11 protein-coding genes and 1 pseudogene are annotated in these 13,080 nt (G+C 24.6%); 9 read left to right on the top strand and 3 right to left on the bottom strand.

Going from position 1 to position 13,080, the window contains the following annotated elements:
- Positions 1–50 precede the first annotated feature (50 nt).
- On the top strand, positions 51–953 hold the full coding sequence (locus BN1711_RS10940; RefSeq protein WP_050608187.1) for a sensor histidine kinase: 903 nt from the start codon (positions 51–53) through the stop codon (positions 951–953).
- 12 nt (positions 954–965) lie between these two features.
- On the opposite strand, the gene BN1711_RS12950 is transcribed toward BN1711_RS10940, so the two are convergent.
- Positions 966–1,091, bottom strand: a complete 126-nt coding sequence (locus BN1711_RS12950) for a hypothetical protein (RefSeq protein ID WP_423243701.1) — start codon at positions 1,089–1,091, stop codon at positions 966–968.
- 29 nt (positions 1,092–1,120) lie between these two features.
- Positions 1,121–1,592: pseudogene (locus tag BN1711_RS12960) on the bottom strand (lactate racemase domain-containing protein); the annotation flags it as partial.
- Positions 1,593–1,929: 337 nt separating this feature from the next.
- Between BN1711_RS12960 and BN1711_RS10935 the strand changes: the two are divergent.
- From BN1711_RS10935 to BN1711_RS10905, 7 genes are all read left to right on the top strand, one after another.
- Positions 1,930–3,438: a DUF1846 domain-containing protein gene (locus BN1711_RS10935; RefSeq protein WP_050608186.1), complete on the top strand. Its 1,509-nt coding sequence runs from the start codon at positions 1,930–1,932 to the stop codon at positions 3,436–3,438.
- A 318-nt stretch (positions 3,439–3,756) separates the two neighbouring features.
- The gene (locus BN1711_RS10930; RefSeq protein ID WP_050608185.1) at positions 3,757–4,266 is read left to right on the top strand and encodes a GNAT family N-acetyltransferase; all 510 of its coding nucleotides are present in this window, start codon (positions 3,757–3,759) and stop codon (positions 4,264–4,266) included.
- Positions 4,267–5,096: 830 nt separating this feature from the next.
- The gene (locus BN1711_RS10920; protein ID WP_050608183.1) at positions 5,097–6,962 is read left to right on the top strand and encodes a PAS domain-containing sensor histidine kinase; all 1,866 of its coding nucleotides are present in this window, start codon (positions 5,097–5,099) and stop codon (positions 6,960–6,962) included.
- 361 nt (positions 6,963–7,323) lie between these two features.
- A complete protein-coding gene (locus BN1711_RS10915) occupies positions 7,324–7,797 on the top strand; it encodes a hypothetical protein (RefSeq protein ID WP_050608182.1) in 474 nt (157 codons plus the stop codon).
- Positions 7,788–8,441 (top strand): accessory gene regulator ArgB-like protein, encoded by a 654-nt coding sequence (locus tag BN1711_RS10910; RefSeq protein WP_050608181.1) that lies wholly within the window; start codon positions 7,788–7,790, stop codon positions 8,439–8,441. Before BN1711_RS10915 ends, BN1711_RS10910 begins: the two co-directional genes overlap by 10 nt.
- A gap of 89 nt (positions 8,442–8,530) precedes the next feature.
- Positions 8,531–8,665, top strand: a complete 135-nt coding sequence (locus BN1711_RS12330) for a cyclic lactone autoinducer peptide (protein ID WP_082174115.1) — start codon at positions 8,531–8,533, stop codon at positions 8,663–8,665.
- 74 nt (positions 8,666–8,739) lie between these two features.
- Positions 8,740–10,605, top strand: coding sequence for a PAS domain-containing sensor histidine kinase (locus BN1711_RS10905; protein ID WP_050608180.1), 1,866 nt, complete (start codon positions 8,740–8,742; stop codon positions 10,603–10,605).
- 85 nt (positions 10,606–10,690) lie between these two features.
- On the opposite strand, the gene BN1711_RS10900 is transcribed toward BN1711_RS10905, so the two are convergent.
- Complete coding sequence (locus BN1711_RS10900; protein ID WP_050608179.1) at positions 10,691–11,236, bottom strand: helix-turn-helix domain-containing protein; 546 nt, start codon at positions 11,234–11,236, stop codon at positions 10,691–10,693.
- 366 nt (positions 11,237–11,602) lie between these two features.
- Between BN1711_RS10900 and BN1711_RS10895 the strand changes: the two genes are divergently transcribed.
- Positions 11,603–13,006 carry an APC family permease gene (locus BN1711_RS10895; RefSeq protein ID WP_050608178.1) on the top strand — a complete coding sequence of 468 codons (1,404 nt, stop codon included), beginning with the start codon at positions 11,603–11,605 and terminating at the stop codon, positions 13,004–13,006.
- Positions 13,007–13,080: the final 74 nt, after the last annotated feature.

Genomic DNA, 13,080 nt, shown 5'->3' with positions numbered 1-13,080 from the left:
GTTAAAGTTTTTATTAATATTAAAGGGCTTGGTGAGAGGCAGGAAATAAAATGATATTTCTAATTTTAATTTTAATAATCCTAGTAATAATTTTAAGTATTAGATTATTTTATTTAGAAAGTCAATTAAGTAATTTAATAAAACAACTTTCATATATAAATAAAAATAATACAAATAAAAGTATAACTATAGGATTATTAAATAAAAAAATTGAAGTTCTATCTGAAAATATAAATGAAATTATAGATAAAAAGAAGCAAGGTGAGGCAAGTAAAGTTAAGTTAGAAAATGATTTAAGACAAATTATAGCTAATATGTCTCATGATCTTAGAACACCATTGACTTCAATCGTGGGATACATTCAATTTTTAAAGTTAGATAATATAAATGAAATAGAACGAAGGGAATATTTATCCATAGCAGAAAAAAGAGCGAAATCCTTAGAGGGTTTATTAAATGATTTTTATGAATTATCTTTAATAGAATCCTTAGATTATAAAGTTAATTTTGAAAAAATAAATATTACTAGAATAGTAAAAGAAAGTGTATTAGGTAAATATTCAGATTTCATTGGTAAAGATATTAAGCCAAATCTAAAAATTTTAACTAAAAATATTTTTATAATTGCAGATAAAAAATTATTGGAAAGAATAATAGAAAATTTATTAAGTAATTGTATTAAATATGCTAAGGATAATATAGATATTATCTTAAAAGAGGAAAATAATAATATTTTATTAAAAATAAGCAATACTACTGAGGAGTTAAATAAAAAAGATGTAGAGTATATTTTTGATAGATTTTATATGGCAGATAAAACTCGTTCAGGTAAGGGTACAGGACTTGGTCTATCTATCGCAAAAGTATTAATAGAAAAAATTAATGGTGATATAAAGGCAGATATTAAAGAAAATGTTTTTACTATTTGCTGCAGATTTAAAATATTAGAATAAAAAGGGGACTTTTCATATTACAATTACTCCTAATCCATCGGGAATAACTGCTATTTTAGCATCTTTTCCTTCAAAAGTATAAGCATGTTTCATATGCATATTTTTTATGATTTCAGGATCACACATATCGGTCACCATGATTACTTTAAATTTATCTAGTATTCTTGTGCAACAGAATATATAATTTTTTTATTTTCATCTAATACTCCATTTATTATAAAAGCGATTTACAGTAGCACATACTATATCTTTGTGGATTGGATTATCCTTTAACATACTTGTTCTAGCATGAGGAGCTGATATAAATTCAGAACAATGATTTGCTAGAATGGTTGTAGTTGATACAATTCCAGGTAATACTCTCTTTCTTTCTCCAGAAAATCCTGCAAAAAATGTGATTCTATAAAATCCTGTTGCTACTAAAATTTTAATACTTATATTTGAATTTGATTTTCTAATTTTTTTGAATACGAATTATAATTTTAATTGCTACAGATCTTGTATGGTCACTACTTATTATGATCACACTTTTCTTCATTTAACTAAATCCTCTAATCCTTTGGAGCGAATTGGATTATCTAAGGATTTTTCAACAATTTCTTTTTGAACAAGATTGGTTTTATAAGTAGTTGCCTTAGACTAAAGGATTTCAACTAATTTTTATCATCTACTTTAGCATTTATAGTTTCTTTATGTGTATAATATTTTGCAGTAAAAAAATACATATATAATATGTAGGAAAATTTTTTATGATAGGGGAATTTGCCTCCTTCTAAAGAAAAACTAAGATTTTCAGTAGTAAAAAGTATATATATAGGTTAATACAATATTTATTCTTATAATATAAATTTAAGTTATGTTTACTTTGAGATGAAATTATGTAATAATAAAAAATTGTATAATTAAATTTATAGAGGACGGTTTAAAGAGCATAAGGGCATAATAATAATGATTTTACATAGTGAGGAGTAAAAAAATGAAAAAGGGATTTGACCACAAAAAATATTTAGAAGAACAATCAAAGTATATTTTAGAAAGAGTTAATAATTATGATAAGTTGTATCTAGAATTTGGTGGAAAACTTTTATTTGATCTTCATGCTAAAAGAGTTTTACCTGGTTTCGATGAAAATGCTAAAATAAAATTATTACATAAACTAAGAGAAAAGGTAGAAATAGTTATTTGTGTATATGCAGGGGATATAGAAAGAAACAAAATTAGAGGAGATTTCGGCATTACTTATGATTTAGAAGTTTTAAGATTAATTGATGATTTAAGAGCTTATGATCTTGATGTAAATAGTGTAGTAATTACTAGATATGATGGACAACCAGCTACTACAGTATTTATAAATAAGCTTGAAAGAAGAGGAATAAAAGTATACAAGCATAGAGCCACTAAAGGATATCCAACAGATGTAGATACTATTGTAAGTGATGAAGGATACGGAAAAAATCCATATATTGAAACAAGCAAACCTATTGTTGTAGTAACGGCACCAGGACCAGGGAGTGGAAAACTTGCAACTTGTCTTAGCCAACTTTATCATGAATATAAAAGGGGTAAGGTTGCAGGATATTCAAAGTTTGAAACTTTCCCAGTATGGAATGTACCATTAAAACATCCTTTAAATATAGCTTATGAAGCTGCAACAGCAGATCTTAAAGACGTAAATATGATAGACTCTTTCCATTTTGATGAGTATAATAAAATAGCAGTAAATTATAATCGAGATATTGAAACGTTCCCTGTACTTAAAAGAATAATAGAAAAAATAACAGGGGAAGAAGCTGTGTATAAATCCCCAACAGATATGGGAGTTAATAGAGTTGGATTTGGAATAATTAATGATGACGTTGTAAAAGAAGCATCTAAGCAAGAGATAATAAGAAGATGTTTTAAAACAGCTTGTGAGTATAAAAAGGGATATGTAGATAAGGAAACCTTCCAAAGAGTTAAACTTATAATGGAAGAACTTAACCTAAAGGAAGAAGATAGAAAAGTTGTTATTCCAGCAAGAGAACGTTCAGCAAAATTAAAACAAATGGCTAATAAAAACGAAATTTGTCCAGCAGTAGCAATGGAATTACAAGATGGAACAATAATTACAGGTAAAGGTTCAAATACTATGCATGCAACAGCAGCTGTAATATTAAATGCAGTAAAATATTTTGCAAGTATTAATGATGATATTCATCTTATTTCACCAGTTATATTAGAACCTATTATAAATTTAAAATCAAAAACATTAGGAAATAAAAATCCAGCTTTAAGTTGTGAAGAAATATTAATTGCACTTAGCATATGTGCAGCTACTAATCCAATGGCTCAAGTTGCTATAGAAAAATTATCAGAATTAAAAGGATGCCAAGCACATTCTACAGTAATTTTAAGCACTAATGATGAACAGACATTTAGAAAACTTGGAATAGATATAACTTGCGAGGCTGAGTATCCTTCAGAAAATCTTTATTATAACAATTAATAATTAAATATTTAACATATAATATATAGTGTATAAAAGGCTGGTAAGTACATTAAAAATCTATCCAGCTTTTTATTATACGGGTATTTTGTTTTTATTTATATATAAATTCAAGAATAAGGCGAAATACATAATAAAAATGAGGTATATCAAAGTTTCTATCGGTATCTTTATACAACTGTAATTAAACTTAAAATACAGTATTTGAATTTAATAGTTTATACTGGTACAATTAACAACGATTAACATAACCCTATTATTGTTCAATGATTTGTGGACAGTAATAGGTTTTTTTATAATGTTAAGGAGGATTCACTAATGAAAGATAATATTGTACGACTGCGTCAGGAAGTATTTAGAGATGATGCTTTAAAAATTGTTGATTGGTTAGAGGATACCGAGGTAACACAATATTTAAATGAAAGGCAAAATGCTGGAAAGAGCATTAAGGATGTAATGTATAGGGTTAATATGCCTATCCTTACACATTTGTTTAATCAAAATGGAAGCTTTTTTATGATAACGACAAAAGAAAAAGAAACTGTGGGATTTTTAAGACTTATACCAAAAAATAATTATGCAGAAATAGTAATAGTAATAGGAGACAAAGAAAAGTGGGGAAGAGGTTTAGGAACTAATGCTATATTAGAAGGATTAAAGCATGCTTTTTTCGAGTGGAGAGTTGATGAAGTAATTGCAAAAATTAATTTTAATAATAAACGATCAAAAAGAGCATTTAAAAGGGTTGGTTTTACAGAAAATAAAGAATTAGCAAAGGAAATGGAATATTCTATTTCTATAAATAAATTCTTAAAATTAGTAGCATAAATTATTCTAATTTAATACTGCTTAAAACATAAATTAACCTTCGGTATATAAGTAATATACTTGAAGGTTAATTTTATGGGCATATTTATATAAAATTTAAATTATAAACATATATTTTCAAAATTCAATGTTATATTGTAGAATTATATATAACATAAATCACTATATTTAGTTAATTTTTGATAAAATTTGATAATAAGTATTTTATTTTGTTTAGCTTAATAGTATAATTGCATTGAAAGTAATAATTAAAAAGTAACAAAGGAGAAAATATATGTTAAAAGTACATTTCCCAATATTGATTTTTAGAATGATACCTGAAACACTTATAATTTTTTTATTAATTAATAGTCTTTCAAAAATTAAGATAAATAAAGCGAGGTATATTGCAAGTTGCTTAATTACATCAATATTGATCTTTCTAGTTAGAATTTTACCTATACACTTTGGAATTCATTTTATTATAAATATTATAGTTATTATATTTATAAGTATATTAATAAATAAAATTCCTATTAATAAGGCCATAGCATATTCTATGGCAAGTATGATGCTCTTATCTGTGTGTGAGTGGATAAATTTGTTCATATTAGAATATATATTAAAGCTAGATATAGGCTTTGTATTTTCGTCCTCATACACAAAACTTATATGTTTTAGTCCTTCTTTGATTTTATTATTAATTGTTGTTTTATTAATTAGAAAGTATGTAAGTGAGCATCAAAGATTTAATTAAAAATATTTTATTTAGATAATATATTATTTATTAAAAGTAAATGACATTAAAGTATATTACATAATAAAAAAATCTTAATGGATGTGATTGATATATGAAACAATATATAAATAAGTTGGAAAATGATATAAATGACATAATATCTTCTGTAAGATTATGCTCTTTATTTTTTTGTAGTATTGTTGTTTATAATATTTTATATTCAAGAAAGATACTTAGTTGTATTAAATTAGGACTTAATGTTCGTACACTTAGTGTATTAGTTGTTGTTACTATATTGATTTATTTCTTATGGATATCATATTCAGTTAAAATTTGTAAAAATAGATACAATAAAAAAATACAGATAATAGACAATACTGTATTCATAGTTATATTTTCTATTTTGATTATATTTTCAGGTGATTGTAATAGCCAATATAAATTTTTATTTTTATTTGTAATTATCACGTCTACAATACAATCAGGTATGAGGCAAGGAATGATTGTTTCAATAATTTCCTCAGTAATAATATTATCTATAGATTTAATATTTGGATGTAATATAGGTGTTAATGAGCAGTTTGAAAATGATTTGATAATGGTTGGGGTGTTTATTTTAACAGCTTGGCCTTTAGGATATTATGTTAAAATAGGTCGACAAAATTTAGATGAAAAGGAGAGAAAACTTAAATTATTAACTGATGAATTAAGTGAAAAAGATAAAGAAAGAAGATATATAGAAGAAATACTTTTAAAGAATGAAGAATGCTATAATTTGCTTATAGAAAATTCAAGAGATGCAATTTTAATTCATAGACAAAATAAATTAATTTTTGCTAATGAAGGTGCAGCAAAATTATTAGGTGTAGAAAAAATTGACGAATTAGGACATAAATCTGTATTAGATTTTGTGCCTAAGGATAAAAAAAATATTATGAGAAAAAAGTTAAATGATATATATACAAATAGATCTACATTAATACATTTTGAACAAGAAATAATAAATGCAAAAGAAGAGAGTATACTTACAAGAAGTACATCAACTTATTTTATATATGAGGGAAAACCAACTATATTAACTATATTAAGTGATATTACCTCAGAAAAAAAAGTTGAAATATTAAAAAGAGATGTACAAAAAAATATAGAATTATTAAATGAAAGTAGAGCATTTAATAAACTAATTACAGAGTTTTTAGCCAATATATCTCATGAGTTAAAAACACCTTTAAATGTTATATTTTCAGCAGTTCAGTTATTAGATTCTTATGATGTTAATGATATAAACAAATTTTTAGAAAAAAAACATAAATATTTGGATATGATGAGACAAAATTGTTATAGACTTATGAGACTGATTAATAATTTATTGGATATAAGTAAACTAGATGCAGGTTTTTTAAAATTAAATAAAAAGAACTATAATAGTATAAGCTTCATTGAAGATGTTACTCTATCTGTGGCTCCATATGTTGAAAGACAAGGGCTAAATTTAATCTTTGATACGGATGTAGAAGAAAAGGTAATGTGTTTTGACGGAGATAAGATGGAGAGAATACTTCTTAACCTATTATCTAATGCTATAAAGTTTACTAATCCAGGAGGAAATATATATGTAAACATTAAAGATGCTGGAGATAACATTATAATTTCTGTGAAAGATACCGGTACGGGTATACCCGAGAAGAAAATAGGGAAAATATTTGAAAGATTTTCTCAAGTAGACAAGACTTTCAATAGAAACAGAGAAGGTAGTGGAATAGGATTATATATTGTAAAATCTTTTGTAGAAATGCATGATGGAAGTATAAGTGTCACAAGCAAAGTTAATGAGGGTACTAAATTTACTATAAATATTCCTGTTAAAAAGATAGAAAACAACAATTATATTGAAGAATATGATTATAAAACATATATAGAAAGTGTAAACATAGAATTTTCGGATATATATTTAAATCATAATTTGAAAAAAAATTAGAAAGACCATATCAAAATTATTTTTTTAATAATTTTGATATGGTCTTTTTCTATAATTAGTATTTTAATATAAATATTTATACATAATTTTTAATTTAATTAATAAATTATTTTCTAAAGCAAAATTAATTATTTTAGAAAATTTGTATTAATTACTTATATTATGATAAAATAGATAAAAAAGGTATAAAAAATAATACTTGTAATTTTTGAGCAAAATAACAACATTTATTATGAATTATATTATATAAATTGGTTTGGTTGTTTAAAATAATACATTTTATAGAAAAATATAATATAAATTACTTTTATTGACTTTATTGGTAAAAATATATTATAATAAAACAAAGGAGAAATTATATATGCTAAAAATATCATTTTTAGAATTATTTTTGAGAGTTGTACCTGAGTCGTTTCTGATTGTTTTTTTAATTTATATTATGTCTGGAGAAGAATTTTATAGAAGTAAATATATTATATCTAGCTGTTTATTTTCAATTAGTATATATTTGATAAGATTTTTACCTATTCATTTTGGAATACACTTTATTCTTAATACTATGGTGCTTATATTATTATGTATATTAATTAATAGACTTAGTATTCAAAAGTCTATAGGATGTGGATTAATATCTATGACAACCTTAGCCTTGTGTGAATTAGGAAATTTATTTTTCTTAAAAAATTTTTTGAAAATAAATATTGAGATTTCAATGAATTCTCCTTTAAAAAGAGTAGAATATTTTATGCCATCATTGATTTTACTTTTATTTATTGTTTTAGTTGTGTATAAACTTGTTAATAAATCATTAAGGGGTAAGGATAAATGTATTTAATAGAAGTTATATCTGATAAGGTAGGAAATAAAATTACAGAAAGCTTAAAATTAGATGAAGACTCTAAAGAAGTTATTATTTATGGGACATTTGTATTGATACATACTTTATCTTGTATCTTATCTATTATAATATTTGGTGCAATTTTTAATGTATTTTTAGAATCAATTATTATATGTATATGTGTTAGTCTATTAAGAAAATATTCAGGAGGTGTACATGCTGATTCACCTGGTAGGTGTTTAGTAATAGGTACAGTTATAATTGTAGGACTAGCTATTATAATAAAAAAGATTTTTTGTAATTTTAGTTATGTTTTCATTTGTACAGCATCATTAATAAGTTTAATTTTATGCTTTTATTTAGTAAATAAGTATGCTCCAGTAGATAGTATACAAAAACCTATAGAAGATGTACATCAAAAAGAAAAGTTTAAAAGATATTCCAAAGTAATAATTAGTGTATCTACTTTAATTGTGTTAATACTGTTAGGAATTTATTATAAAAGTAAAAATAATTTTATATTAAATTTTATAAATTGTATATATGTGGGATTATTGTGGCAAAGTTTTACACTTACATCAAAGGGTCACATATTTGTAAAGAAATTTGATAAATTATTGGAGAAAGTAATAAAAATATAATTTGATTTGTCCATTGATTTTTAATTTATAACAATTAAAAAATCAATGTACACATATATAATAATATTATTAATCAGGGGGAATAAATAATGAAGAACTTAACAGGAAAAAAATTATCAAAATTAAGTGCTAAGGTATTAAAAGGTGTAGCTAATTCTACATCAGCATCAGTTTGTGCAATAGGAGCATATCAACCTAAAGAACCTAAATGTTTAAAAAAATAAATATATCATGGCAATACAAGGATCTTTAAAGATCCTTTATTGCTGATATAAATAATATTAATGGGTGTGATTATATGAGTGATTTTATGAAGGAAAGGGAAAATAATATAAGTAATATAATATCTGCTGTAAGATTAGCTTCTTTATTTTTTTGTAGTATTGCATTCTATAATATTTTATATTCAAATAAAATTCTTAGCAATATTACTAATAGTAAGCAACTTAATATGATTACATTGGGTTTATTGGTTACCATTACTATGCTAGCATATTGTTGGTGGATATCGTATTTTATTAAAACATCTCAAAATAATAATATTAAAAAAATCCAAGTGGTTGATAATTCATTATTTATATTTATTTTTTCTATTTTAATAATCTTCTCTAATAATTGCAATAGCCCATATAAATTTTTATTTTTATTTGTAATTATTACATCAACCATACAATCAGGTATAAAACATGGCATGGCTGTTTCAATAATTTCCTCAATAATAATATTATCTATAGATTTAATATTTGGTAAAAATATAAATGTTAATGTACAGTTTGAAAATGATTTAATAATAGTAGGGGTATTTATATTAACAGCTTGGACTTTAGGATATTATGTTAAAATAGAGCAGAAGAATTTAGAAAAAAAAGAGAAAAAACTTAAGTTATTAACTAATGAATTAAGTCAAAAGGATAAGGAAAGAAGATACATAGAAGAAATACTTGTAAAAAATGAAGAATGTTATAATTTACTTATAGAAAACTCAAGAGATGCTATTTTAATTCATAGACAAAATAAATTAATTTTTATAAATGAAAGTGCAAGAAAACTATTAGGATTAGAAAAATTTAATGAATTTAGTGATAGATCTATATTAGATTTTATTCCTGGAAATAAAAAAGATACCATAAAAAAGAAATTGAAGGGAATATATGAAAATAAGCTTACTTTAGTACATTTTGAGCAAGAAATATTAAATGATAAAAAGAAGAGTATACTTACAAGAAGTACTTCAACTTATTTTATATATGAAGGAAAACCTACTATATTAACTATATTAAGTGACATTACTTCAGAGAAAAAAGTTGAAATATTAAAAAAAGATGTAGAAAAGAATATAGAATTATTAAATGAAAGTAGAGCATTTAATAAATTAATTACGGAGTTTTTAGCTAACATATCTCATGAATTAAAAACACCTTTAAATGTTATATTTTCTGCAGTTCAATTATTAAGTTCTTATAAGTTTAATAATATGGATGAATTTACAGATAAAAAACATAAATATTTATATATGATGAGACAAAACTGCTATAGATTAATGAGACTAATTAATAATTTATTAGATATAAGCAGATTAGATGCAGGTTTTTTAAGATTAAGTAAAAAAAATTATAATAGTATAAGTTTTATTGAAGACGTTACCTTATCTGTGGCTCCATATGTTGAAAAGCAAGGATTAAATTTAATTTTTGATACAGATGTGGAAGAAAAAATAATGAGTTTTGATGCAGATAAAATGGAAAGAATAATTCTTAACTTATTATCTAATGCTATAAAGTTTACTAAACCTGGAGGAAACATATATGTAAATATTAAAGACAAAGGAGATAGTATTATAATTTCTGTTAGAGATACTGGCATAGGAATACCAGAAAAAGAAATAGGAAAAATATTTGGCAGATTTGCTCAAGTGGACAAGACTTTTAATAGAAATAGAGAAGGTAGTGGAATAGGGTTATATATTGTAAAATCTTTTGTAGAAATGCATGGTGGAACTATAAGTGTTACAAGTAAGATAAATGAAGGTAGTAAATTTATTATAAATATTCCTGTTAAAATAATTGAAAATAGTCCTTGTGTTGAAGAATTTGATTATGATAGAGATATAGAAAGTGTGAATATAGAGTTTTCAGATATATATTCAGATTATATTTTAAATTAAGTTTTAAAGAAAATATATAATTAATAAAGGAATGTGTAGAATATTATTTTACGCATTCCTTTAATTTATATAAATTTTTACTAAGTTAAAAAAGTACAGGATAGACAATTGTTAATATTTTTGCATCTTCTTTTAAAGGGTTTATTAATATATGAGGCGAAGTAGAAGGAAAATGAATAGAATCACCTTTTTTAGCTATAAATTCTTTGCCATCTAAGTTTAGTATAATAACCCCTTCTAAAACATAGATAAATTCTTCACCTATGTGACCATATTTATCTCCATGTTTTTGTTCAGCAGGAATAATAAGCATCATAGCCTCCATATTTCGTTGAGGGAAGGTGCCACTTAATCTAGCAAATTTAGAATTAGAGTGTTCTATTTGAAAAACTTCTTGATCTTCATTTTTTACTAAAAAATTATGTGACATTGGTTCTTTAAAAAAATAACTCATAGATACATCTAAAGCATCTGCTATCCTTTTTAAAGAAGTGATAGCTAAGGAAGATGAATTATTCTCTACTTGAGATAAAAAGCTTACAGATAATCCAGTCTTTTTGCTTAAATCCTTTAAGGTAAAATTCTTTTTTTTTCTTAGATCTCTAATTTTATCCGCAATTTCGTTAATCATGTTTATCCTCCAATGAAAAGTTAAAAAAACAGAAAAATCATACTTTTCTTTCAACATAATAACATAATACTTTTTTCAGTTCAAGCTATAGAAACATATGAAATTAAATTTTTAATATAAGAGTTATTTGCAAAAAAACTGTTATAAGTTTAACAATATATTAAATAATAAGTAAAAGTATATTGGATAGATATAAATTTAATATATACAATATAATTTTAATATTTCAAAAATTTTTACTGTAGTACTGAAAAATGTATGTACATGCTAAAAATATTATGATATTATGAAAATATATTGAAATATTTAAAAAATTTTTATTTAATAACAATAAACAATTTAAATTGACAAAATGGAGGAAGAAAGATGAAAAAGAAAATTGGTTTATGGGACTTAGTTTTCATGAATGTTTCAGCTCTTTTTGGAATCAGATGGATTGCTAAATCAACAGCATCGAGCTTTGGTTTAGGATTAGGTGCTATTCCTATGTGGGTTATATTCTCATTTATATTCTTTTTACCAACAGCACTACTATGTGCTGAACTTGCTGCCACTTATCCAAGAGATGGTGGACTTTATGAATGGGTAAAAGAAGCCTATGGAGAAAAATGGGGATTCATGGTTTCATGGCTAAATTGGACTGCTAAATTATTTTGGTATTCATCATTTTTAACATTTTTATTAGTTAATGTATCATATGCTTTAGGTAAACCAGAACTTGCTGGTAATAAAATGTTCGTACTTATATTATCATTAATTATATTTTGGATATTATCATTAATTAGTACAAAAGGTATGACATTTGCAAAGATATTTACAAATGTAGGAGCATTAGGTTCTACTGTACCTGCTGCACTTTTGATAATAATGGCTTTTGTTTCAGTATTTATATTTGGTCATAAATCAGCATCAACATATACAGTTCAAACTTTAGCACCGCAATTAAATATGGATACTTTAGTTGCTATATCCTCTGTAATGTTTGGACTTGCAGGATCAGAAACAACAGCAAACTTTATAACAGAAGTAGACAATCCTAATAAAACATTTCCAAAAGCTGTGTTTATATCAGCGGCAATAGTTGCAGTATTATATGTTTTAGGTTCAATTGCAGTTACTATGATAGTACCTACAAAAGATATTACAGCATCTGAAGGTATATTAGTAGCTTTAGGAACAGTTGCATCTAGTTTAGGGATTGGACCATGGTTTATAAGAATTATAGCTTTAGGAATATCTTTATCAGTATTTGGAGCAATAATTTTATACATAGCATCACCTATAAAGATGTTATTTGGTAGTGTACCAAAGGGAGTATTTTCTGAAAAATTTACAAAGGTTAATGAGCATAATATACCAGTGAAAGCTGTTATGTTACAAGCTACAATAGTAAGCATTATCTTATTAATTACTACATTACTTCCATCTGTTGATGCTATATACAATATATTAGTTACAATGACAGCATTAACATCATTATTCCCTTATGTTCTTTTATATTTAGCTTATATTAAATTAAGAAAATCAAGACCAAATGAGGTAAGACCTTATGAAATGGCTAAAAGTACATCAAAAGCTGTAACATTAGCTAAAGTATTATTAGCTATAACTGTACTTGGAATAGTATTATCAGCAGCACCAGTTATGCCAACATTTAAGGAAAACTTATCATATGAAATACAAATGATAGGTGGAGGTCTTATAGTTATATTAGTGGGATTGAGAATTTGGAGTAGATTTGTTAAAAGAACAGGCTTTAAAGAAAATTAGAGTAAATAAAATAAGTTAGAGGCTATCTATGATAGTCTCTTTCAGCATACGATTTAATTTCCCTGTTTTTACAG

Source organism: Clostridium niameyense, assembly GCF_001243045.1.
Taxonomy (GTDB): domain Bacteria; phylum Bacillota; class Clostridia; order Clostridiales; family Clostridiaceae; genus Clostridium_F; species Clostridium_F niameyense.
Note: the sequence above shows the minus strand (reverse complement) of the source record. Positions and strands in the feature narration are given on the sequence as shown.